Annotated in this window: 21 protein-coding genes; 12 read left to right on the top strand and 9 right to left on the bottom strand. The window is 70.7% G+C overall.

Annotation, left to right across the window (positions count from 1 at the left end; all coding sequences use genetic code 11):
• The first annotated feature begins 23 nt into the window (after window positions 1-23).
• The 6 genes from murJ to trxA all read left to right on the top strand — a co-directional run bounded on the left by murJ (window position 24) and on the right by trxA (window position 7,344).
• Entirely contained in the window at window positions 24-2,204 is a 2,181-nt protein-coding gene (gene murJ, locus ACF08D_RS22385) for a murein biosynthesis integral membrane protein MurJ (RefSeq protein WP_392224502.1), read from the top strand.
• Between the two features lie 118 nt (window positions 2,205-2,322).
• Window positions 2,323-4,053: a serine/threonine protein kinase gene (locus ACF08D_RS22380; RefSeq protein ID WP_392224501.1), complete on the top strand. Its 1,731-nt coding sequence runs from the start codon at window positions 2,323-2,325 to the stop codon at window positions 4,051-4,053.
• 75 nt (window positions 4,054-4,128) lie between these two features.
• On the top strand, window positions 4,129-4,833 hold the full coding sequence (sigM, locus tag ACF08D_RS22375) for an RNA polymerase sigma factor SigM (RefSeq protein ID WP_392224500.1): 705 nt from the start codon (window positions 4,129-4,131) through the stop codon (window positions 4,831-4,833).
• Window positions 4,830-5,813, top strand: coding sequence for a hypothetical protein (locus ACF08D_RS22370; RefSeq protein WP_392224499.1), 984 nt, complete (start codon window positions 4,830-4,832; stop codon window positions 5,811-5,813). The genes sigM and ACF08D_RS22370 overlap by 4 nt, the downstream gene beginning before the upstream one ends.
• Window positions 5,814-5,978: 165 nt before the next feature.
• Complete coding sequence (gene trxB / locus ACF08D_RS22365) at window positions 5,979-6,953, top strand: thioredoxin-disulfide reductase (RefSeq protein ID WP_392224498.1); 975 nt, start codon at window positions 5,979-5,981, stop codon at window positions 6,951-6,953.
• A 43-nt stretch (window positions 6,954-6,996) separates the two neighbouring features.
• On the top strand, window positions 6,997-7,344 hold the full coding sequence (trxA, locus tag ACF08D_RS22360) for a thioredoxin (RefSeq protein WP_392224497.1): 348 nt from the start codon (window positions 6,997-6,999) through the stop codon (window positions 7,342-7,344).
• Window positions 7,345-7,432: 88 nt separating this feature from the next.
• Here the strand turns inward: trxA and ACF08D_RS22355 are convergent, their stop codons facing one another.
• The 9 genes from ACF08D_RS22355 to rpmH all read right to left on the bottom strand — a co-directional run bounded on the left by ACF08D_RS22355 (window position 7,433) and on the right by rpmH (window position 14,249).
• Entirely contained in the window at window positions 7,433-8,050 is a 618-nt protein-coding gene (locus tag ACF08D_RS22355) for a GNAT family N-acetyltransferase (RefSeq protein ID WP_392224496.1), read from the bottom strand.
• Window positions 8,051-8,360: 310 nt separating this feature from the next.
• Entirely contained in the window at window positions 8,361-9,491 is a 1,131-nt protein-coding gene (locus ACF08D_RS22350) for a ParB/RepB/Spo0J family partition protein (protein ID WP_392224495.1), read from the bottom strand.
• Window positions 9,488-10,564 (bottom strand): ParA family protein, encoded by a 1,077-nt coding sequence (locus ACF08D_RS22345; protein WP_392224494.1) that lies wholly within the window; start codon window positions 10,562-10,564, stop codon window positions 9,488-9,490. Before ACF08D_RS22345 ends, ACF08D_RS22350 begins: the two co-directional genes overlap by 4 nt.
• Window positions 10,565-10,799: 235 nt before the next feature.
• Window positions 10,800-11,510, bottom strand: a complete 711-nt coding sequence (gene rsmG / locus ACF08D_RS22340; RefSeq protein ID WP_392224493.1) for a 16S rRNA (guanine(527)-N(7))-methyltransferase RsmG — start codon at window positions 11,508-11,510, stop codon at window positions 10,800-10,802.
• Between the two features lie 123 nt (window positions 11,511-11,633).
• A complete protein-coding gene (locus ACF08D_RS22335; protein ID WP_392224492.1) occupies window positions 11,634-12,143 on the bottom strand; it encodes a protein jag in 510 nt (169 codons plus the stop codon).
• A gap of 14 nt (window positions 12,144-12,157) precedes the next feature.
• Entirely contained in the window at window positions 12,158-13,393 is a 1,236-nt protein-coding gene (yidC, locus tag ACF08D_RS22330; RefSeq protein ID WP_392224491.1) for a membrane protein insertase YidC, read from the bottom strand.
• A gap of 3 nt (window positions 13,394-13,396) precedes the next feature.
• Window positions 13,397-13,723 (bottom strand): membrane protein insertion efficiency factor YidD, encoded by a 327-nt coding sequence (gene yidD, locus ACF08D_RS22325; protein WP_392224490.1) that lies wholly within the window; start codon window positions 13,721-13,723, stop codon window positions 13,397-13,399.
• A complete protein-coding gene (gene rnpA, locus ACF08D_RS22320) occupies window positions 13,720-14,091 on the bottom strand; it encodes a ribonuclease P protein component (RefSeq protein ID WP_392224489.1) in 372 nt (123 codons plus the stop codon). Before rnpA ends, yidD begins: the two co-directional genes overlap by 4 nt.
• A gap of 20 nt (window positions 14,092-14,111) precedes the next feature.
• The gene (gene rpmH / locus ACF08D_RS22315) at window positions 14,112-14,249 is read right to left on the bottom strand and encodes a 50S ribosomal protein L34 (RefSeq protein ID WP_018846094.1); all 138 of its coding nucleotides are present in this window, start codon (window positions 14,247-14,249) and stop codon (window positions 14,112-14,114) included.
• A gap of 358 nt (window positions 14,250-14,607) precedes the next feature.
• On the opposite strand from rpmH, the gene dnaA reads away from it, so the two are divergent.
• From dnaA to gyrB, 6 genes are all read left to right on the top strand, one after another.
• The gene (gene dnaA / locus ACF08D_RS22310; RefSeq protein ID WP_392224488.1) at window positions 14,608-16,401 is read left to right on the top strand and encodes a chromosomal replication initiator protein DnaA; all 1,794 of its coding nucleotides are present in this window, start codon (window positions 14,608-14,610) and stop codon (window positions 16,399-16,401) included.
• A gap of 933 nt (window positions 16,402-17,334) precedes the next feature.
• The gene (gene dnaN / locus ACF08D_RS22305; protein ID WP_392224487.1) at window positions 17,335-18,465 is read left to right on the top strand and encodes a DNA polymerase III subunit beta; all 1,131 of its coding nucleotides are present in this window, start codon (window positions 17,335-17,337) and stop codon (window positions 18,463-18,465) included.
• A gap of 138 nt (window positions 18,466-18,603) precedes the next feature.
• On the top strand, window positions 18,604-19,494 hold the full coding sequence (gene gnd / locus ACF08D_RS22300; RefSeq protein ID WP_392224486.1) for a phosphogluconate dehydrogenase (NAD(+)-dependent, decarboxylating): 891 nt from the start codon (window positions 18,604-18,606) through the stop codon (window positions 19,492-19,494).
• Window positions 19,495-19,552: 58 nt separating this feature from the next.
• Window positions 19,553-20,671: a DNA replication/repair protein RecF gene (recF, locus tag ACF08D_RS22295; protein ID WP_392224485.1), complete on the top strand. Its 1,119-nt coding sequence runs from the start codon at window positions 19,553-19,555 to the stop codon at window positions 20,669-20,671.
• Window positions 20,668-21,198: a DUF721 domain-containing protein gene (locus tag ACF08D_RS22290; protein ID WP_392224484.1), complete on the top strand. Its 531-nt coding sequence runs from the start codon at window positions 20,668-20,670 to the stop codon at window positions 21,196-21,198. The genes recF and ACF08D_RS22290 overlap by 4 nt, the downstream gene beginning before the upstream one ends.
• Window positions 21,199-21,637: 439 nt before the next feature.
• Window positions 21,638-23,710 (top strand): DNA topoisomerase (ATP-hydrolyzing) subunit B, encoded by a 2,073-nt coding sequence (gene gyrB, locus ACF08D_RS22285; RefSeq protein WP_392224483.1) that lies wholly within the window; start codon window positions 21,638-21,640, stop codon window positions 23,708-23,710.
• The last annotated feature ends 29 nt before the right edge of the window (window positions 23,711-23,739 follow it).

Raw genomic sequence — 23,739 nt, 5'->3', positions numbered from 1 at the left:
GGGACGATGAGGTGGGGTACAGCATGAACGCGCCGTACGACGGTGAGCGCGGTCAGGGCGCGGGCGGCGGCAGCGCGCCTTCCGGGGAGATGCCCCCCGGCGCGGGCCACGTCCCGCCCCCGACCCCGCCGCCCGTCCCGGACCCGTACGTCCAGCACGCCTACGAGCAGGACCCGTACGGCAGCCAGGACCTCGCCGCCCAGGACCCGGTGGGCGAGGCGCTCTACGACCGGGCGGCGCACCCCCCGCCACCGCCCGGCACCTACGAGGAGCCGCCGCCGCTCTACCAGCAGCCCGCCGCGCCGCAGTACGCGCCCGACCCGCGCATCTGGGCCCAGACCCCGCCGCCCGAGCCCGACGGACCGTCCCGCCACCTTCCGTACGGCGACGACGCCCGGACCGTTCAGTTCACCGGCGTCGACGACCTCGTCACCCGCGCCGGGGAGGACCGGCCCGAGCCGGACGCCTTCGCGCACCTCTACCGCGACCAGCAGGGCAGCGGGCACCAGCCGCCCGCGCCGCCGGAGGCCGCCGCGGCCCCCGAACCGGCTCCGGCGCCCGCGCCGAAGAAGGGCGGCCGCGCCTCCGGTCTGCTGAAGTCGAGCGCCGTGATGGCGGCCGGCACGCTGGTGTCCCGGCTCACCGGCTTCGTCCGCAGCCTGGTGATCACCGGCGCCCTGGGCGCCGCGCTGCTCGGTGACGCCTACACCGTCGCCGCCACGCTCCCGACGATGATCTACATCCTGACCGTCGGCGGCGGCCTCAACTCCGTCTTCGTCCCCCAGCTCGTCCGGTCGATGAAGGACGACGCGGACGGCGGCGAGGCGTACGCCAACCGGCTGCTCACCCTCGTCATGGTCGCCCTGGGCGTGATCGTGACGCTCGCCGTGTTCGGCGCCCCCCTGCTGATCCGCGCGATGTCGGACACCATCGCGAGCGACGCCGCCGCCAACAGTGTGGCCGTCACCTTCGCCCGCTTCTGCCTGCCCACCATCTTCTTCATGGGTGTGCACGTGGTGATGGGTCAGATCCTCAACGCCCGGGGCAAGTTCGGCGCGATGATGTGGACCCCGGTCCTCAACAACATCGTGGTGATCTTCACCTTCTCCATGTTCATCTGGGTGTACGGCTCGTCCGCCGAGTCCCGGATGGGCGTCACGACCATCCCCGACGAGGGCATCCGCCTGCTGGGCATCGGTACGCTGCTCGGCCTGGTCGTCCAGGCCCTGGCGATGGTGCCCTACCTGCGCGAGGCCGGTTTCCGCTTCCGCCCCCGCTTCGACTGGAAGGGCCACGGCCTCGGCAAGACGGTCAGGCTCGCCAAGTGGACCGTGCTGTTCGTCCTCGCCAACCAGGCGGGCGTCGTGGTCGTCACCCAGCTCGCCACGGCCGCCGGAAAGGCGTCCGGCCAGGACGGCGCCGGTTTCCTCGCGTACTCCAACGCCCAGCTCATCTGGGGCATGCCGCAGGCCATCATCACCGTCTCGGTGATGGCGGCGCTGCTGCCCCGGATCTCCCGCGCGGCCCACGACAACGACCCGGGTGCCGTCCGCGACGACATCTCCCAGGGACTGCGCAACTCCGCCGTCGCGATCGTGCCCGTCGCATTCACCTTCCTCGCCCTCGGCGTCCCGATGTGCACGCTGCTGTACGCCTCCAGCGGCAGCGAGGCCGCCCGCAGCATGGGCTTCATCCTGATGGCCTTCGGCCTCGGCCTGATCCCGTACTCGGTGCAGTACGTCGTCCTGCGCGGCTTCTACGCCTACGAGGACACCCGGACGCCCTTCTACAACACCGTGATCGTCGCGGCCGTCAACGCCGCCGCCAGCGCGGCCTGCTACGCCCTGCTGCCCCCGCGGTGGGCCGTCGTCGGCATGGCCGCCTCCTACGGACTCGCGTACGCGGTCGGCGTCGGCGTCGCCTGGCGGCGGCTGCGCAACCGGCTGGGTGGCGACCTCGACGGCGCCCACGTCGTCCGCACCTACGCCCGGCTGTGCATGGCCTCCGTACCGGCCGCGCTCCTCGGCGGCGCGGCCGGCTTCGCCCTGCTGCACACCCTCGGTGACGGCGCCCTGGGCTCGCTCGCCGCGCTCGTCGCCGGCGGGATCGTCCTGATGGGCGTCTTCTTCGTCGCGGCACGGAAGATGCGGATCGAGGAGCTCAACGCCATGGTCGGCATGGTCCGCGGACGCCTCGGACGATAGGGACGCGGTACGGGCACAACCATCCACGGCCACCGCGTGTCGTGCATAGCGCCGGACTGTGGGCACAATTGGCGTGGCTGTTGGATGTGGCGCAACGGATGGGGAGGCAGGAACGACGGTGGCGGAACGTAGCACGGCTGCCGTCGACGTGGCCGACAACAGCGGTGACGACCCGCTGGCCGCCAAGGCGGACAAGGCCGCGAGCGACGGGGTGGAAGCGCAGGGCGCGGCGGAGCGGTCCGCCGCACCTGCCGAGGACGGCGGTCGGCGGGACGGTGAACAGTCCGTCACCACGGCGCCGGAGCTCCACAGTGGCCACAAACTGGCCAGACGCTACCGCCTCGAGGAGTGCGTCACCCGTCTGGACGGCTTCAGCAGCTGGCGCGCCGTCGACGAGAAGCTGCGCCGGGCCGTGGGGGTGCACATCCTCCCCGCCGACCACCCCAGGGCCCGTTCGGTGCTGGCGGCGGCCCGGTCCTCCGCGCTCCTCGGCGACCCCCGTTTCGTCCAGGTCCTCGACGCGGTCGAGGAGAACGACCTCGTCTACGTCGTCCACGAGTGGCTGCCGGACGCCACCGAGCTGACCGCGCTGCTCGCGGCCGGCCCGCTGGAGGCGCACGACGCCTACCAGCTCGTCAGCCAGGTCTCCCAGGCCATGGCCGCCGCCCACCGCGAGGGCCTCGCCCATCTGCGGCTCACCCCGAGCGCAGTGCTGCGCAGCTCCACCGGGCAGTACCGGATCCGCGGCCTCGCCGTGAACGCCGCGCTGCGGGGCATCACCGCCGACCGCCCCCAGCGCACCGACACGGAGGCCATCGGCGCCCTGCTGTACGCCGCGCTCACCAAGCGCTGGCCGTACGAGGACGACGCCTACGGCCTGTCGGGGCTGCCCAAGGGCGTCGGGCTGCTCCCGCCCGACCAGGTGCGTGCGGGAGTGCACCGCGGCCTGTCCGAGATCGCCATGCGGGCCCTGGTCAACGACGGGGCGACCGCGTCCCGCCAGGAGCCGCCCTGCACCACCCCGGACGAGCTGGCCAAGGCCGTCGCGGCGATGCCGCGCATCCGCCCGCCGGAGCCCACCTTCCCGACGCCCCTCGAGTACCAGCGGACGACGTACCAGCAGGGCAACTACGGCCGCCCCCAGGCGCGTCCCGGTGCGCCCGCCCCGGTGGCGCCGCCCCTCCCGCCGCCCCCGCTGCAGAGCCGTACGGGCAAGGCCCTCAAGTGGGCCGTGTCGGCGCTCCTCATCGCCGCGCTGGGCCTGGGCAGCTGGCAGGTCGCCGACCGGCTGCTGGACCGGAGCGGCACCGGGGAGACCGGCGACACCGGCACCCAGACCACCCCGGGCGGCGAGAACCAGAAGAAGCCGGAGGCGCCGAAGGCGCCCCAGCCCCTGCGGATCAGTGACACCCGGGAGTTCATGCCCGGGGGCTCCGGCATACAGCAGGACCAGGTCCCCAACGCCACCGACGGCGACAGCGACACCGCCTGGGTCACACCCCGCTACGAGAACTTCCCCAACTTCGGCAATCTGGACAACCGCAAGGGGGGCAGTGGCCTCATCGTGGACCTCGGCAGTGTGCAGAACGTCCGCGTGGTCGAGGCCGCCATGTACCGCGCGGGCCAGACCGCCCAGGTGTTCGCGGCCGGCGAGGACGCGACCGACCCCAGCAGCGCGGACGACTTCCCCCACGCGCTGAGCGAGTCCCAAGAGGTCGGGGAAACGCTCAAGGCCACCCCGGACAAGCCCGTGCGGACACGGTACGTGCTCATTCACATCACGAAGCTCCCGTCCGACGGGCCCGGCGGCTACCGTGGCGGAATCTCCGAGATCAAGGTGCTCGGCTGACGGCTGGCGGCCCGGTCATGGAGCCGGCCGGCGGCGCGAACCGGGGAGACCGGGACGAGGGGAGGGAGGCGGCGGATGACGAACGGACCGTCCGAGGCACCGAGCGACCAGGAACTCCTGGCGCGCCATGTCGCCGGCGATCCTGACGCCTTCGGTGAGATCGTGCGCCGCCACCGCGACCGCCTGTGGGCCGTCGCCCTGCGGACGCTGGGCGACCGCGAGGAAGCCGCCGACGCCGTCCAGGACGCCCTGGTGTCCGCCTTCCGGGCGGCCCACACCTTCCGGGGCCAGTCCGCCGTCACCACCTGGCTGCACCGCATCACCGTGAACGCCTGCCTCGACCGGGCCCGCAAGGCCGCCTCCCGCAAGACGTCCCCCGTGGACGACACGGAGCGGCTGGAGCAGCTCCTGGAGCCGCACGAGTCCGCCGAGGCCCCGGCGGAACGCCAGGACCTGCACCGTGAGCTGTTCGCGGCCCTGGGGAAGCTCCCGCCGGATCAGCGTGCCGCGCTGGTGCTGGTCGACATGCAGGGCTACCCGGTAGCCGAGGCCGCCCGCGTCCTGGACGTGCCGGTCGGGACCGTGAAGAGCCGCTGTGCACGGGGGAGGGCCAGACTTCTGCCCCTGCTCACTCATCTGCGCGGCGACACCGGGGATAACGGGGGTCGGGACAGGGGAAGGAACCGGACGCCAGGGACATCCGTCCCACCGGTGTCGGGACCAAGGGATGCAGGACCGAGTGATCCTGCTGCTGTGAAGGGCGGAGGTGGGCGCGCGTGACATCCACGACCGACATGGCTCAGCACCCGGACGTCTCGGAGATCTCCGACCTCACCGAAGGGCTGCTCCCGCCGTCCCGGACGGTCGATGTACGGGCCCACCTGGACGACTGCGCCCTCTGTGCCGACGTGCGGTCCTCGCTGGAGGAGATCCGCGGGCTCCTGGGCACCCTGCCGGGCCCCGCTCGTATGCCGGCCGACATCGCCGAGCGCATCGACGCCGCACTGGCCGCCGAGGCCCTGCTGGACGCCACCGCGCCCTCGGAGCCCGTGGCCGATGTTTCACGTGAAACATCGCCCGCGTCCTCCTCTCCCGAGCCGGTCTCCGGGGACCGCCCCGACCAGCAGCCGGACGGCCGGGAGAGCCAGTCCGAGGACCGGCCCCGCCGGCAGGCACCGCACGGGGAGCGGCACGGCACCGAGCCCGCCGACCGGCCCGCGGGCCGCCCCCGGGCCGCTTCCGGGCCCGGCCACACCCGCCCGCCGCGCCGCCGGCGCCGTGTGCTCGGCGCCGTCCTCGGCGTCGCCGCCCTGAGCATGGGCGCCCTGCTCTTCCAGGCCGTCCAGCCCGGTGACGACCCGGCCGGTTCCCGGAGCTCCGACACGGCTGTCAGCGCGCCCAGCCCCACCACGTTCTCCGGCGCCGCTGTGGAGGACCAGGTGGACGCCCTGCTGGCCCAGGAGAAGGGGCCCGCCTCCCCGCGTGCGGAGAAGCAGCCCCCGTCCGCCGACAACCCGGCGACGAAGTTCACGCACGAGGCGGTGACCGTGCCGTCGTGTGTGCTGGCGGGCACCGGCCGGAGTGATCAGCCGCTGGCCGCTGAGCCGGGCACCTATGCGGGCAAGGACGCGTATCTGGTGGTCCTGCCACACGCCTCGCAGTCCTCCCAGGTCCAGGCGTATGTGCTGGACGCCTCCTGCGTCGCGCAGAAGACCGCCAAGGCGGACGTGCTGCTGTCCCGGGCCTACCCTCGTCCCTGAGCCCCGGCTGCCTGAGCGCCTGGGACCTGAGTCCCTGACGCACACCGCGTCGTGCCGGACGGACGGCTCGGGAATGCGCGCCCCTTAGGATCCGTTGGGTGGGGTGAGAGTCCTTGACCCGGCCCCGTAGGCAGTAGGCAGTCCCCAGAGACGAGGAAGAAACCCGTGAGCGACGTCCGTAACGTGATCATCATCGGCTCCGGGCCCGCCGGCTACACGGCTGCGCTCTACACGGCGCGAGCCTCGCTGAAGCCGCTGGTCTTCGAAGGTGCCGTCACCGCCGGTGGTGCGCTCATGAACACGACCGACGTGGAGAACTTCCCGGGCTTCCGCGACGGGATCATGGGCCCGGACCTGATGGACAACATGCGGGCCCAGGCCGAGCGCTTCGGCGCCGAGCTCGTTCCGGACGACGTCGTCTCCGTGGACCTGAGCGGTGACATCAAGACGGTGACCGACACAGCCGGCACCGTGCACCGCGCCAAGGCCGTGATCGTCACGACCGGCTCCCAGCACCGCAAGCTGGGGCTGCCCAACGAGGACGCGCTCTCCGGCCGCGGCGTCTCGTGGTGCGCCACCTGCGACGGGTTCTTCTTCAAGGACCAGGACATCGCCGTGGTCGGCGGCGGTGACACGGCCATGGAGGAGGCGACCTTCCTCTCCCGGTTCGCCAAGTCCGTCACCATCGTCCACCGCCGCGACACCCTGCGTGCCTCCAAGGCCATGCAGGAGCGCGCCTTCGCCGACCCGAAGATCAAGTTCGCCTGGGACAGCGAGGTCGCCACCATCCACGGCGAGCAGAAGCTCACGGGCCTGACCCTGCGCAACACCAAGTCGGGCGAGACCTCGGAGCTGCCGGTCACCGGTCTGTTCATCGCCGTGGGCCACGACCCGCGCACCGAGCTGTTCAAGGGCCAGCTGGAGCTCGACGACGAGGGCTACCTCAAGGTCGACGCTCCCTCCACGCGCACCAACCTGACCGGTGTCTTCGGCGCCGGTGACGTCGTGGACCACACCTACCGGCAGGCGATCACGGCCGCCGGTACGGGCTGCTCCGCCGCGCTCGACGCCGAGCGTTTCCTGGCGGCTCTCGGTGACAGCGAGAAGGCTGCCGAGCCCGAGAAGACCGCGACGGTCTGATCACCTTTCCCCACCCACACCCCGCGAAGTGAAGGAGGCCGCCGTGGCCGGCGACCTGAAGAACGTGACCGACGACTCCTTCGAGGAGGACGTCCTCAAGAGCGACAAGCCCGTACTGGTGGACTTCTGGGCCGCCTGGTGCGGACCGTGCCGCCAGATCGCCCCGTCGCTGGAGGCCATCGCCGCCGAGCACGGTGACCAGATCACGGTCGTCAAGCTCAACATCGACGAGAACCCCGCCACCGCTGCCAAGTACGGCGTGATGTCGATCCCGACGCTCAACGTGTACCAGGGTGGCGAGGTCGCCAAGACCATCGTCGGCGCCAAGCCGAAGGCCGCCATCGTGCGCGACCTGGAGCCCTTCCTCGGTGACGCGGTCTCCCAGGCCTGACCGCCGCTGTTTCACGTGAAACACGAACGGCCCACCCCCTCTTGGGGTGGGCCGTTCGCTGTCTCCGAGGCGGTCGCCGCAGGAGCCCCTACAGCGGCCGCAGGGCCGGTTCCTTCTGGACGGCGCCCAGCAGGCGGTCGAGCGCCAGCTCGACGTCCTCCTTCCAGGACAGCGTCGTCCTCAGCTCCAGCCGGAGCCGGGGGAACGCGGGGTGCGGCCGGACGGTCTTGAATCCGACCGCCAGCAGATGGTCGGCCGGCAGCACACAGGCCGGCTCCTTCCAGCGGGCGTCCCCGAAAGCCTCGATCGCCTTGAAGCCCCGGCGCAGCAGATCCTTCGCCACCGTCTGCACCATGACGCGCCCCAGGCCCTGCCCCTGGTATCCGGGCGCGATCCAGGCCGTCATCAGCTGCACCGCGTCGGGGGCCACCGGGCTGGTCGGGAAAGCGGTCGACCGCGGCACATAGGCCGGTGGGGCGTAGAGCACGAATCCCACCGGTACCTCGTCCACATAGACCACCCGCCCACAGGACCCCCAGTCCAGCAGCACGGCGGAGATCCAGGCCTCCTTCTCCAGCTCCGGAGTGCCCGCCTTTACCGCGGCTTCTCCGCTGACCGGATCAAGCTCCCAGAAGACGCACGCGCGGCACCGTTGGGGGAGGTCCGGAAGGTTGTCCAACGTGAGCGGTACGAGCCGACGCCCCATGAAGGCTGTTCCTCACTTCCTTCGCCTGCCGCTCCCAGAGCGGCGGACAGCGCGCTCCGTTCACGGAGCAGGCTGCCGATGAACCCGCCGACCGCACCGAGTCCCAGTCCTGCTGTCACCAGTTGGCTGCGGCTCACCTCTCGCATGCCTGGCTCTCCCTCCACGGTGGATCAGGCGGATGCGCATACCAGAACGCATCGTATCGATCGGGTGATGACGCGCATACGGGAAGAGGCCAAAGGGCGGGCCGTGTTCCGGTGAACTCCGGTACACGGCCCGCCCTGGCGACAGCGGCTCGGTGCCCTGTGTGTCAGTCCTCGTCGCTGCCGGCCGGGGACTGCTCCTCGGCCAGGCCCTTCTCCAGGACTCTTCCCTCGCCCGGGGCGAGGGTCCCGAGGATGCGCTCCAGATCCTCCATCGAGGCGAACTCGACGACGATCTTGCCCTTCTTCTGCCCCAGGTCCACCTTTACCCGTGTCTCAAAGCGGTCGGACAGCCGCGTGGCGAGGTGGGAGAGGGCGGGTGAGACCCGGGCGCCGGCGCGCGGCCCCTTGGCCTTCGGGGGGCTGCTGGGCTCGGAGCCCATCAGCGTCACGATCTCCTCGACCGCGCGGACCGACAGGCCCTCGGCCACGATCCGGTAGGCCAGCTTCTCCTGGGCCTCCGGGTCCTCGACGGAGAGCAGGGCCCTGGCGTGGCCCGCCGACAGGACACCGGCGGCGACCCGTCGCTGCACCGTCGGCGACAGCCGGAGCAGGCGCAGGGTGTTGGAGACCTGCGGGCGGGAGCGGCCGATGCGGTCGGCCAGCTGCTCATGGGTGCAGTTGAAGTCCTTGAGCAGCTGGTCGTACGCCATGGCCTCCTCCACCGGGTTCAGCTGCGCCCGGTGCAGGTTCTCCAGGAGTGCGTCCAGCAGGAGCTTCTCGTCCTCCGTGGCGCGGACGATCGCCGGGATCCGCTCCAGACCCGCCTCGCGGCAGGCCCGCCAGCGGCGCTCGCCCATGATGAGCTCATAGCGCTCGGGGGCCAGCCGACGCACCACGACGGGCTGGAGCAGGCCCACCTCCTTGATGGAGGTCACCAGCTCGGCCAGGGCGTCCTCGTCGAACACCTCACGCGGCTGACGCGGGTTGGGCGTAATGGCGTCCAGCGGAAGCTCGGCGAAGTAGGCGACGTCCGGCGACGTCCCTTCGGCAGCGGGCGGGGCCGAGGTGTCCGGGGCCGCCGCGGGCTCCGGCACCAGGGGCTCGTCGTCCACCGGCGCCGGGCTCTTGGGGAGCGTGGCGACCTTGGCCGCCGCCACCCCTCGCTCCGCGGTGAGCGACGGAATCGCTCCCGGCGAGGTGGGCGCCGCCCCGGACGGCGGCATCTTCCGTTCCTGCGGTGCCGGAGGGATCAGCGCACTGAGCCCACGTCCCAGCCCCCTACGTCGCTCGCTCACTGGATCCCCTCCGACATGCTGTGCTGGTTGTTCTGGCTGCCCTGATGGGCGTGCTGGGCGTCATAGCGGATGCCGACCCCCCGCAGGGCGATCTCCCGGGCCGCTTCCAAGTACGACAGTGAACCGGAGGAGCCCGGGTCATAGGTCAGCACCGTCTGGCCATAGCTCGGCGCCTCGGAGATACGGACCGAGCGCGGGATGCTGGTCCGCAGGACCTCCTCGCCGAAGTGGCTGCGCACCTCCTCGGCCACCTGGGACGCCAGCCGGGTCCGGCCGTCGTACATGGTGAGCAGGATCGTCGACACATGCAGGGCCGGGTTGAGGTGGCCGCGCACCAGGTCGACGTTCTTGAGCAGCTGCCCCAGCCCCTCCAGCGCGTAGTACTCGCACTGGATCGGGATCAGCACCTCGGCGCCGGCCACCAGGGCATTGACGGTGAGGAGGCCCAGCGACGGCGGGCAGTCGATGAGGATGTAGTCCAGCGGCTGCTCATACGCCTGGATCGCTCGCTGAAGCCGGCTCTCCCGGGCCACCAGCGACACCAGCTCGATCTCCGCACCCGCGAGATCGATGGTGGCGGGGGCACAGAAGAGTCCCTCGACATCCGGGACGGGCTGGACCACGTCCGAGAGGGGCTTGCTCTCGACCAGCACGTCATAGATGGACGGGACCTCGGCGTGGTGATCGATGCCGAGTGCCGTGGAGGCGTTCCCCTGGGGGTCGAGGTCGATGACCAGGACCCGGGCGCCGTGCAGAGCCAGCGAGGCGGCGAGGTTGACCGTCGTCGTGGTCTTGCCCACCCCGCCCTTCTGGTTGGCGACGACCATGATGCGGGTCTGCTCCGGCCGGGGGAGCCCTTCACCCGCACGGCCCAGAGCCTCTACCGCCAGCGCGGCGGCCCGCCCCACGGGGGTGTCGTCCATCGGGGGCGGTGTTTCACGTGAAACATCCTCCCCCGCCGATTCGGTACGGGGACCGGGGACCGGATCGGTCATCGGTCCCGCGATGTTGGCGTCGGACCGCAAGGATTCACTCTCCTCGGCTTCAGGCTCGCGATGAACAGAGCGTGCCATGCTTTCGGGGTCGTGAACCAGCGAGGCCCGTCGTTCTGTGGAGAACTCCACCTCTGTGGACAACTCCGTAGCCCTCATGGGTGGCTTACGGTCGCGCGGCGTGGCAGCCGCACGACCGCGGCTGATGATTCCCTGCAACAGTGAACGACGTTTCACGTGAAACATTGATGCACTGGGCGCCGGGGCGGGGCGTCACGACACTCCGAAATGCGTACGTATGAGGATCAACCAGCCGTCAACGGCGACGGCGGGACGTCCGGGCGGCCTTGGCGCGCTTGGCGGCGAAGCGCACGCCGCCGGGGCTCTCGCCGACCTCCACCCGCACCACCGTGGAGAGGGGCTCCACAATGCCCTCGCCCACCTGCAGCACCGAGGTGCCCACCACGCCCAGCTTGCTCAGCGCGGCGCGGGCACCCTGGATCTCCTCCTCGGCGGTGTCGCCCTTGAGGGCCAGCATCTCGCCGTAGGGCCGCAGCAGGGGAACGCCCCAGCCGGCCAGCCGGTCCAGCGGGGCCACGGCGCGGGCCGTGACGACATGCACGGGGGGCAGCTTGCCGAGCACTTCCTCGGCCCGGCCGCGTACCACCGTCACATGGTCCAGGCCGAGCAGCTCCACGACCTCCTGGAGGAAGTTCGTCCGGCGCAGCAGCGGCTCCAGAAGGGTGATCTTCAGGTCCGGGCGGACCAGGGCCAGCGGAATGCCCGGCAGCCCCGCCCCGGAACCGACGTCGCACACCGTGACGCCCTCGGGCACGACCTCGGAGAGCACGGCGCAGTTCAGCAGATGGCGCTCCCACAGCCTGGGGACCTCACGGGGCCCGATCAGGCCGCGCTTGACGCCCGCGTCCGCGAGAAGCTCCGCGTACCGGACGGCCTCGGGGAAGAACTCACCGAAAACCGTCCGCGCTTCTTGAGGCGCATGGGGAAGCTCTTCTGCCTCCGTCACGGGAACACGTCCTTCCGTACCGCATAACCGCACTGGGAGAGCTGCCCCCAGTGATCAGTGAGTATCAGGCTGACAAAGATCGGCCCCGCCTGCGAACAGACGGGGCCGACATACGAAGGAGGGTCAGGCAGGGAGGACGACGACGAAGCGCTGCGGCTCCTCGCCCTCGGACTCGCTGCGCAGACCGGCGGCGGCCACCGCGTCGTGCACGACCTTGCGCTCGAACGGGGTCATCGGCTCCAGCTTCACCGGCTCACCGCTGCTCTTGACCTCGGCCGCGGCCTTGGCGCCCAGCTCGGCCAGCTCGGTGCGCTTCTTGGCGCGGAAGCCCCCGATGTCCAGCATCAGACGGCTGCGGTCGCCGGTCTCGCGGTGGACGGCGAGACGCGTCAGCTCCTGAAGGGCCTCCAGCACCTCTCCGTCGCGGCCCACCAGCTTCTGGAGGTCGCGGCTGCTCGAGTCGCTGATGATCGAGACCGCGGCGCGGTCCGCCTCGACGTCCATGTCGATGTCACCGTCGAGGTCGGCGATGTCGAGCAGACCCTCGAGGTAGTCGGCCGCGATCTCGCCCTCCTGCTCGAGGCGGGTCAGGGTGTCGCCACCCTGGGCGGCGGAGGTGGTGCCTTCCGTCACGGATGGACTCCTTCTTACTTCTTGGACGACGGGTGCTTGGGCCGCTGCTGGCCCTTGCGCTGTCCGGACTTGGCCTGGCGGGCGGCCCCGCCGGCGGGCTTGGCGGGCTGCTGCTTGGCGCCCTCGGGCTCGTCGGTCTTCTCCAGCGACGTCTTCGCGGGCGGCTGGTGGGCCGCCGCGGCCTGGCGCTTCGCCTTGGGCTGGCGCTTGGGCTGCTGGCGGCGGGTCGCGGCCGCGTTCTCCGCCTCGGCGGTGGCGGGGTCGACCTTCTGGACCGAGCCGTCGGCCTGCGGGGTGAACCCGGCCTTGGCGAGGGTGGTGACGAACTTGCGCTCGTTGTCGTTGCGGTCCGGGCCCTTGGCCACGATGCCCTGGACCACGGCACGACGGCGGCGGCCACGGACGTCACCGTGCGAGGTGACGCTCTTCACCAGGCGCTGGAGGTACGCGTCCTGCGCCTTGCTGCCCGGGGTCGGGTTCTGGTTGATCACGTACATCTGCTGGCCCATGGTCCACACGTTGGTGGTCAGCCAGTAGACGAGGACACCGACGGGGAAGTTGATGCCCATCACGGCGAAGATGACCGGGAAGATGTACATCAGCATCTTCTGCTGCTGCATGTACGGGGTCTTGACCGTGAGGTCGACGTTCTTCTGCATCAGCTGGCGCTGGGTGAAGAACTGCGACAGCGACATCAGGACGATCATGACCGCGGTGACGATGCGGACATCGGTGAGGGAGGCGTTGAGCGCCTCGACCTTGGCCGGGTCGTCCATGAACTTCGCGGCGATCGGCGCCCCGAAGATATGGGCCTCACGGGCGCTGTTCACCAGGTCCTGGTTGAGGACGCCGATGGTGTCGCCCGAGGCGATCTTCGACAGCACGTGGTACAGGGCGAAGAAGAACGGCGACTGCGCCAGGATGGGAAGGCACGAGGAGAGCGGGTTGGTGCCCGTCTCCTTGTACAGCTTCATCATCTCTTCGGACTGACGCTGCTTGTCGTTCTTGTAGCGCTCCTGGATCGCCTTCATCTTCGGCTGGAGCGCCTGCATGTTCCGGGTCGACTTGATCTGCTTCACGAAGAGCGGGATCAGGCAGATCCGGATGAGCACCACCAGGGACACGATGGACAGCCCCCAGGCCCAGCCCGTGTCGGGGCCGAAGACCGCCCCGTACAGGCTGTGGAACTGGACGATGATCCACGAAACGGGTGTGGTGATGAAGCTGAACAGACTGGCAATCGTGTCCACTAATCAGGCTCCTTGAGCATGGGGCGGGGTCTCTGCGGCCGGGCTCGTCTCGGCGGACGTCCCGCCCTTGCCGCCGCGCAGCGCGTCGCGCAGCATCTCGTGCCAGCGCGGGCGCTTACGAGGGGGTACATGGTCCACACCGCCCGGCGACCACGGATTGCACCGCAGGATGCGCCAGGCGGTCAGGGCTGTGCCCTTGACCGCGCCGTGCCGGTCGATGGCCGTGAATCCGTAGTGGGAACACGACGGGTAGTACCGGCAGACGGGGCCGAGCAGCGGGCTGATCGTCCACTGGTACAGCTTGATCAGCGCCAGCAGCGGGTACTTCATCGCGCGCCCCCTCCCAGCAACCGCTGAAGGGCGGCATCCAGGTCTCGGGCCAGCTGTGCATGGTCGGCGTCGCCCGCTCCGGGCAGCGCCCGTACTACCACCAGGCTACCGGGGGGCAGTGAGGGCAGCCGGTCCCGCATCAGGTGGCGAAGCCGGCGCTTCACCCGGTTCCGGACGACGGCGCCGCCCACGGCCTTGCTCACGACGAAACCCGCACGTCTCGGGGGAGCACCCTCCCCCGGCACGTGCGGGTCCGTAGCACCGCTTCTCAGGTGGACGACGAGGCTCGGGCGGCCTGCCCGGCGTCCTCGGCGTACCGCGATCGCGAAGTCCTCGCGCCGCCTCAGCCGATTCTCGGTAGGCAGCACGTCATGACCTGTTGAAGCGATCAGGCGGACAGGTTGGCGCGACCCTTGCTGCGGCGGTTCGCCAGGATGGCGCGGCCGGCGCGGGTACGCATGCGCAGACGGAAACCGTGGGTCTTGGCACGACGACGGTTGTTCGGCTGGAAGGTGCGCTTGCTCACTCGGGGGCTCCAGAAAGAATCGGGTGGTGGCGGGACATCGCCTGGCTGTCACCGTGCGCCCACGAGTAGCTCGCAATACGCCCGAGTGCACCGCTTCACGATCACTGACCGTGATCTTTGCCCATCGGAGGCAGGCGGCAGCAGCCATCGACAACTCGACCTGGTTACGGTACGCGCGGCTACGCCATCCGGTCAAACCGGCGCCGAGCCGGGGTCCACTATGCACAGGCTGTGGACAACAACTTGAACCACGTGAGCTGCCGCGACTACCGTGGCTGAACTCGGATTCCTTTCCTGCCTGTCCTTCCATCCCGTCCCGAGAACCACACATTCGTGGGACCTGTGAGAGAGCGTGCCTGTGGCTGACGTACCTGCTGATCTTGCCGCAGTGTGGCCACGAGTGCTGGAGCAGCTCCTCGGTGAGGGCCAGCAGGGCATCGAGCCGAAGGACAAGCAGTGGATCGAGCGCTGCCAGCCGCTGGCGCTGGTGGCGGACACCGCCCTGCTCGCCGTCCCCAACGAATGGGGCAAGCGCGTCCTGGAGGGCCGGCTCGCCCCGCTCATCAGTGACACCCTCAGCCGCGAGTGCGGCCGGCCGATCCGGATCGCGATCACGGTCGACGACTCCGCCGGCGACCCGCCCCCCGCGCCCGCGCCCGGCCGGCAGCAGCACCCGCAGCCGACCCAGCGGTACGACGAGCGGCCGCAGAGCGAGGCGTACGACAAGCCGTACGACAAGTACGACGGCTACGGCCACCGCCCGATGCCGGACGACGGGCTGCCGACCGCCCGCCCGGCCTACCCCGACTACCAGCAGCAGCGCCCCGAGCCGGGCGCCTGGCCGCGCACCCAGGAGGACCTGTCCTGGCAGCAGCCGCGCCTCGGCGGCTTCCAGGACCGCGACCCCTACGCGACGGCCCGCCCCCAGCAGCCGCACCGCGACTACCGCGGGCCGCAGACGCCCGACGGCTCCCCCTCCCCGTACGACCAGCAGCCCAGCGACCGGCGCGAGCCGTCCGACCCGCCCGGCCTCCACGGCCAGCAGCGCCCCGGCGGGCCCGGCGGCCAGGGAGCGGGCACCGGGGGAGCGGGCGCGGCGGGCGGCCGCCCCGGCGAGCCGCACGCGCGCCTGAACCCGAAGTACCTGTTCGACACCTTCGTCATCGGGTCGTCCAACCGGTTCGCGCACGCCGCCGCCGTCGCGGTCGCGGAGGCGCCGGCCAAGGCGTACAACCCGCTCTTCATCTACGGCGAGTCCGGGCTCGGCAAGACCCACCTGCTGCACGCGATCGGCCACTACGCGCGCAGCCTCTACCCCGGCACGCGGGTGCGGTACGTCAGCTCGGAGGAGTTCACCAACGAGTTCATCAACTCCATCCGCGACGGCAAGGGCGACACCTTTCGCAAGCGGTACCGCGACGTCGACATCCTGCTCGTGGACGACATCCAGTTCCTGGCGAGCAAGGAGTCGACGCAGGAGGAGTTCTTCCACACCTTCAACACCCTCCACAACGCCAACAAGCAGATCGTGCTGTCCTCGGACCGGCCGCCCAAGCAGCTGATGACCCTGGAGGACCGGCTCCGCAACCGCTTCGAGTGGGGCCTGACCACCGACGTCCAGCCGCCGGAGCTGGAGACCCGGATCGCGATCCTCCGCAAGAAGGCCGTGCAGGAGCAGCTCAACGCCCCGCCGGAGGTTCTGGAGTTCATCGCCTCCCGCATCTCGCGCAACATCCGCGAGCTGGAGGGCGCGCTGATCCGGGTGACCGCCTTCGCCAGCCTCAACCGGCAGCCGGTCGACCTGGTGCTCACCGAGGGCGTGCTGAAGGACCTGATCCCGGGCGGCGAGGACGCGGCCCCCGAGATCACGGCCGGCGCCATCATGGCGGCCACCGCCGACTACTTCGGGCTGACGGTCGAGGACCTGTGCGGATCGTCGCGCAGCCGGGTGCTGGTGACGGCGCGCCAGATCGCGATGTACCTGTGCCGTGAGCTGACGGACCTGTCGCTGCCGAAGATCGGCGCGCAGTTCGGCGGCCGCGACCATACGACGGTGATGCACGCGGACCGGAAGATCCGGGCGCTGATGGCGGAGCGCCGCTCGATCTACAACCAGGTCACGGAGCTGACCAACCGCATCAAGAACGGCTGAGGCGCAGAGGGGAAGGGCGTCCCGGACGGGGTCCGGGGCGCCCTTCCCGCACGTCCGGGCCCGGGTGCCGCCGGTGAGCTGCGGGTGGGCCTGGGGGCCCGGACTGTGCCCGTACGCCGGCGACACCAGGCACGCCGGCAGCGCCCGTACAGCCGTTGCGCCCCCGCTCCCGAAGGCGCCCGTCGGGTGTCCCCGGCGGTCCCAGCCGACGGCGTCGTTCGAATAGTTCGGTGCGTCACCGGGTTCTCCACAGCTCGGCGGGAGAATCGCGGTCCACAGGCTGGGGACCGCGAAGTTGTCCAGATCGCGTCCACAGGGTGTGCTGGGGAGATCACATACTCGCAGGTCACTCCCTTGTGGAATTGTGGCCGAGCGCCCTCCACAGGCTGTGGACACAGAGATCGTCCACAGGGCGGTCCGGCGGTTGTCCACCGGCGGCCCACAGGCAGCGGCCGGTGATCCACAGCTTCTCCACACCGCTGTCCACTGTTCGGCAACGAAACGCCGGGCCTCACCGCGCCGAGTGAAAGCGGTCACACCAAGGTGGTCGGTTGGCCTGTGGGGAAGCGGGGTAAAACTGGGGACGGCGCTGGGGAGAAGTCGGCCCCCGCTGTGCATCGGGTGTGCAGAACTTTCCCGCGTCCACAGAAACGGGTGGTTGTCCACCGGTCCCGCCCACAGGCGCGGTGGACAAAAAAGGTGCTGTGACCTGCGTGGACGGGGTTATCCACGGTTTCCACAGGCCCTACTACTACTCCCACTCAGAGTTACCGGGGAATTCGCTTCGAAGCGGGGCCTGTGCACAACTCGGCGCCGGAGCGGCCGGTGCCGCTCGACGCGACTTGACCCCGACCCGCACCGGCTGTCGGTGGCGTGCGTCAGACTGGTCCCCGCAGTCGACGAAAGAGCCAGCAACAGCAGGAGGCGGTTCCGGTGAAGATCCGGGTGGAGCGCGATGTACTCGCGGAGGCGGTGGCCTGGGTGGCCCGGAGCCTCCCGGCCCGTCCGCCGGCGCCCGTGCTCGCGGGCCTTCTGCTGAAGGCCGAGGACGGCGCGCTCAGCTTCTCCAGCTTCGACTACGAGGTCTCCGCGCGGGTCTCGGTCGAGGCCGAGGTGGAGGAGGACGGCACGGTCCTCGTCTCCGGCCGCCTGCTCGCCGACATCTGCCGCGCCCTCCCCAACCGGCCGGTGGAGATCTCCACAGACGGTGTACGGGCGACGGTGGTCTGCGGCTCGTCCCGCTTCACCCTCCACACCATGCCGGTGGAGGAGTACCCGTCGCTGCCGGAGATGCCCACCGCCACCGGCACCGTCCCCGGTGAGGTCTTCGCCTCCGCCGCCGCCCAGGTCGCCATCGCGGCCGGCCGGGACGACACGCTGCCCGTCCTCACCGGCGTACGCATCGAGATCGAGGGCGACACGGTCACGCTGGCGTCGACCGACCGCTACCGCTTCGCGGTCCGCGAGTTCCTGTGGAAGCCGGAGTCCCCGGACGCCTCCGCCGTCGCCCTGGTGCCCGCCAAGACGCTGCTGGACACCGCCAAGGCGCTGACCAGCGGGGACACCGTGACGCTGGCGCTGTCGGGCTCGGGCAAGGGCGAGGGCCTGATCGGCTTCGAGGGCGCGGGGCGGCGCACCACCACCCGGCTGCTGGAGGGCGACCTCCCGAAGTACCGCACGCTGTTCCCCACCGAGTTCAACTCCGTCGCCGTGATCGAGACGGCTCCGTTCGTCGAGGCCGTCAAGCGTGTGGCGCTGGTGGCCGAGCGGAACACGCCGGTGCGGCTGAGCTTCGAGCAGGGCGTGCTGATCCTGGAGGCCGGTTCCAGCGACGACGCACAGGCTGTGGAGCGGGTGGACGCCCAGCTGGAGGGCGACGACATCTCGATCGCCTTCAACCCGACCTTCCTGCTGGACGGCCTGAGCGCCATCGACTCCCCGGTGGCCCAGCTGTCCTTCACCACCTCCACCAAGCCCGCGCTGCTCAGCGGCAAGCCGGCGCTCGACGCGGAGGCGGACGAGGCCTACAAGTACCTGATCATGCCGGTGCGGCTCAGCGGCTGACCCCCTTCCGGGGCGGTGCGCCTGAGTGGCTGATCGTGCGCCCGATGAGCGCCCGACCCCACAGGTGTGCGCCCGTGTCCGGGCGTAGGCTCGGACGCGGGTACGAACTCTCCGCACACAACGATTGAGGAATCTCTGATGGAGCTCGGTCTCGTCGGTCTCGGCAAGATGGGCGGCAACATGCGCGAGCGCATCCGCCGCGCGGGTCACACCGTCATCGGGTACGACCGCAACCCTGACCTCGCCGATGTCCACAGCCTCGAGGAGCTTGTGGGCAAGCTCAAGGGCCCGCGCGTCGTGTGGGTCATGGTCCCGGCGGGCGCCGCGACCCAGTCCACGATCGACGAGCTGGCCGAGCTGCTCTCCCCCGGCGACATCGTGGTGGACGGCGGCAACAGCCGCTGGACGGACGACGAGAAGCACGCCGCCGAGCTGCGCGAGAAGGGCATCGGCTTCGTCGACTGCGGTGTCTCCGGCGGCGTCTGGGGCCTGGAGAACGGCTACGCGCTGATGTACGGCGGCGACGCCGAGCACGTGGCGAAGGTCCAGCCGGTCTTCGACGCGCTGAAGCCGGAGGGCGAGTTCGGCTCGGTCCACGCGGGCAAGGTCGGCGCGGGCCACTTCGCCAAGATGGTCCACAACGGCATCGAGTACGCCATGATGCAGGCGTACGCCGAGGGCTGGGAGCTGCTGGAGAAGGTCGACTCCGTCACGGACGTGCGCGAGGTCTTCCGCTCCTGGCAGCAGGGCACGGTCATCCGCTCCTGGCTGCTGGACCTGGCGGTCAACGCGCTGGACGAGGACGAGCACCTGGACCGGCTGCGCGGTTTCGCCCAGGACTCCGGCGAGGGCCGGTGGACCGTGGAGGCCGCGATCGACAACGCGGTCCCGCTGCCGGCGATCACCGCGTCGCTGTTCGCGCGGTTCGCCTCCCGCCAGGACGACTCGCCGCAGATGAAGATGATCGCCGCGCTGCGCAACCAGTTCGGCGGCCACGCGGTGACCTCCGCGGGCGAGTCCAGCAAGTAGATCCACAGGCTGTGCACCCGGCGGTGCACGGCATGCCGGGGGAAGGTCGGCGCACACCATGCACGTCACGCATCTGTCGCTGGCCGACTTCCGCTCGTACGCCCGGGTCGAGGTCCCTCTCGGTCCGGGCGTCGGTGTCTTCGTCGGCGCCAACGGGCAGGGCAAGACCAATCTGGTCGAGGCCGTCGGGTATCTGGCGAACCTCGGCAGCCACCGGGTGTCGTCCGACGCGCCGCTGGTGCGGATGGGCGCCGAGCGGGCGATCGTCCGGGCGGCGGTACGGCAGGGCGAGCGGTCGCAGCTCGTCGAGCTGGAGCTGAACCCGGGGCGGGCCAACCGGGCCCGGATCAACCGGTCGTCGCAGGTCAGGCCGCGTGACGTGCTGGGCATCGTCCGCACGGTGCTGTTCGCGCCCGAGGACCTGGCGCTGGTCAAGGGCGACCCCGGGGAGCGGCGGCGCTTCCTGGACGAGCTGGTCACGGCGCGCTCGCCGCGGATGGCCGGGGTCCGGTCGGACTACGAGCGGGTGCTGCGCCAGCGGAACACCCTGCTGAAGTCCGCGGCGATGGCCCGGCGGCACGGCGGGCGCTCCATGGACCTGTCCACGCTGGACGTGTGGGACCAGCACCTGGCGCGGGCCGCCGCCGAGCTGCTGGCGCAGCGCCTCGACCTGGTCGCCACGCTCCAGCCGCTGGCGGACAAGGCGTACGAGCAGCTGGCGCCGGGCGGCGGCCCGGTGGCGCTGGACTACCGGGGGACGGTCCCGGGCGCGCACGGGCGGGAGGCGCTGTACGAGGGGATGCTCGCCGCGCTGGCCGAGGTGCGCAAGCAGGAGATCGAGCGGGGCGTCACACTGGTCGGCCCGCACCGCGACGACCTGGTCCTCAAGCTGGGGGAGATGCCCGCGAAGGGGTACGCCAGCCACGGCGAGTCCTGGTCGTACGCGCTGGCGCTGCGGCTGGCCTCGTACGACCTGCTGCGCGGCGAGGGCAACGAGCCGGTGCTCGTGCTGGACGACGTGTTCGCCGAGCTGGACGCGCGGCGCCGGGAGCGGCTGGCGGAGCTGGTGGCGCCCGGCGAGCAGGTGCTGGTGACGGCCGCGGTGGACGACGACGTGCCGGCGGTGCTGGCCGGGACGCGGTACGCGGTGTCGGAGGGAATGGTGGAGCGGCTGTGACGGACGCGCACGTACCGGAGCCCTCCGGGGTGGACCTGGCGCGGGTGGCGCTGCGCGCGGCCAAGGAGCAGGCCAGGGCGCGGGGCGCGGCGGCGCAGCAGAAGAAGCAGGCCCGGCGGGGCGGCGGGCTGCGGTCCGGTGCCCGCGCGGACGGCCGGGACCCGCTGCCGCTGGGTGCCGCGATCAACCGGCTGATCACCGAGCGCGGGTGGGAGACCCCGGCGGCGGTCGGCGGGGTGATGGGCCGGTGGCCGCAGATCGTGGGCGACGACCTGGCGAAGCACTGCGTGCCGCTGCGGTACGACGAGGACCCGGAGGAGCGGGTGCTCACCGTCCAGTGCGACTCCACCGCGTGGGCGACGCAGCTGCGGCTGCTGGCGCCGCGGCTGGTGGCCCGGCTGAACGAGGACCTGGGCCATGGGACGGTACGGATGATCAAGGTGCTGGGGCCGGGTGCGCCCCGGCGCGGGTACGGCGGCCCGCTGCGGGCGCCGGGCAGCACGGGGCCGGGCGACACCTGGGGCTGAGCCGGCCCGGTCGCCCCGTGGGCGCCCGGCGTGGTCGCCCCTGTCGGGCCCGGCGGCCGGCCGCCCGTACGTAACCACCCCCCACCAACTCCCGCGGCTGTCCCCAGCCTGTGGACGACGGCGCCGCGGCCGTAACCCGCGCCCCTCTTGTCGGCCCTCGCGGGGTGCCCGGTGAGCGTGGGGAGCGGGGTGGGGATGAGGTGGCCGTCACCGTCGCTGGAGGTTGACAGGCCGAAGCGCTGAGTGGCGGCGTGAGGCTCTTGGAGCCCCTTCCCGGATATGGGGAGTCGGTCGGCGCCGGTTGAGGGCGGCACATGCGGACTCAGGCACCGGCAAGCCCCCATTAATGTCAGTGCTACCGGTAGACTGGTGGGTAATCCCGCCCACTGCGGAACATGTCGAACGACGCAGCCGCTCCCGCATGCCCGGAGAGAGGCCTGTGCTGTGCCAGAAAGGGCGCTTCGTGGCCGATTCCGGCAACCCCAACGAGAACATTCCGTCCACTGCCGCCGGCGAGAACGGCGAGGGTCCCTCCTCGTACGACGCCAGCGCGATCACCGTCCTCGAGGGTCTGGACGCGGTCCGCAAGCGTCCCGGCATGTACATCGGCTCGACCGGTGAGCGTGGACTCCACCACCTCGTACAAGAGGTCGTCGACAACTCCGTCGACGAGGCCCTGGCAGGGCATGCGGACACCATCGACGTCACGATCCTCCCGGACGGCGGCGTCAGGGTCGTGGACAACGGCCGCGGCATCCCCGTCGACATCCACCCCGTGGAGAAGAAGCCGGCCGTCGAGGTCGTGCTGACCGTCCTGCACGCGGGCGGCAAGTTCGGCGGCGGCGGCTACGCCGTCTCCGGCGGTCTGCACGGCGTGGGCGTGTCCGTGGTCAACGCGCTGTCGACCCGGGTGTCGGTGGAGATCAAGCGTGACGGCTTCCGCTGGACCCAGGACTACAAGCTGGGCGTGCCCACGGCCCCGCTCGCCCAGCACGAGGCGGTCGAGGACTCCGGCACGACCGTGACCTTCTGGGCCGACCCGGACATCTTCGAGACGACCGAGTACTCCTTCGAGACGCTCTCGCGCCGCTTCCAGGAGATGGCCTTCCTCAACAAGGGCCTGCGGATCACGCTGACCGACGAGCGCGACTCGGCCAAGGCGACGATGAACGCCGACGACCCCGACGCCGCCGAGACGGTGGAGGAGGCGCCCGCGCGGACGGTCTCGTACCACTACGAGGGCGGCATCGTCGACTTCGTGAAGTACCTGAACTCGCGCAAGGGCGAGCTGATCCACCCCACGGTCATCTCGGTCGAGGCGGAGGACAAGGAGCGCCTGCTCTCGGTCGAGATCGCGATGCAGTGGAACTCGCAGTACACCGAGGGCGTGTACTCCTTCGCGAACACGATCCACACCCACGAGGGCGGTACGCACGAGGAGGGCTTCAGGGCCGCGCTGACGGGCCTGGTCAACCGGTACGCGCGCGACCGCAAGCTGCTGCGCGAGAAGGACGACAACCTCACGGGCGAGGACATCCGCGAGGGCCTCACGGCGATCATCTCCGTGAAGCTGGGCGAGCCGCAGTTCGAGGGCCAGACCAAGACCAAGCTGGGCAACACCGAGGCGAAGACCTTCGTCCAGAAGGTGCTGCACGAGCACCTGTCCGACTGGTTCGACCGCAATCCGAACGAGGCGGCGGACATCGTCCGCAAGGCGATCCAGGCCGCGACGGCCCGTGTCGCCGCCCGCAAGGCGCGCGACCTGACCCGCCGCAAGGGCCTGCTGGAGTCGGCGTCCCTGCCGGGCAAGCTCTCCGACTGCCAGTCGAACGACCCCACCAAGTGCGAGATCTTCATCGTCGAGGGTGACTCCGCCGGCGGCTCGGCCAAGTCCGGCCGCAACCCGATGTACCAGGCCATCCTGCCGATCCGCGGCAAGATCCTGAACGTCGAGAAGGCGCGGATCGACAAGATCCTCCAGAACACCGAGGTCCAGGCGCTGATCTCCGCCTTCGGCACCGGCGTCCACGAGGACTTCGACATCGAGAAGCTCCGGTACCACAAGATCATTCTGATGGCGGACGCCGACGTCGACGGCCAGCACATCAACACCCTGCTGCTGACCTTCCTCTTCCGCTTCATGCGGCCGCTGGTCGAGGCCGGGCACGTGTACCTCTCCCGCCCGCCGCTCTACAAGATCAAGTGGGGCCGGGACGACTTCGAGTACGCCTACTCGGACCGCGAGCGCGACGCGCTCGTCGAGCTGGGCAAGCAGAACGGCAAGCGCATCCGCGAGGACTCGATCCAGCGCTTCAAGGGTCTCGGCGAGATGAACGCCGAGGAGCTGCGCATCACCACCATGGACCAGGACCACCGGGTGCTCGGCCAGGTCACGCTGGACGACGCGGCCCAGGCCGACGACCTGTTCTCGGTGCTGATGGGCGAGGACGTGGAGGCGCGGCGCTCGTTCATCCAGCGCAATGCCAAGGACGTCCGCTTCCTCGACATCTGAGTCGGTCTCAGCTGACCGTACGAAAGGAC

The sequence above is a fragment of the Streptomyces sp. NPDC015131 genome, assembly GCF_043079975.1.
Classification (GTDB): domain Bacteria; phylum Actinomycetota; class Actinomycetes; order Streptomycetales; family Streptomycetaceae; genus Streptomyces.
Note: the sequence above shows the minus strand (reverse complement) of the source record. Positions and strands in the feature narration are given on the sequence as shown.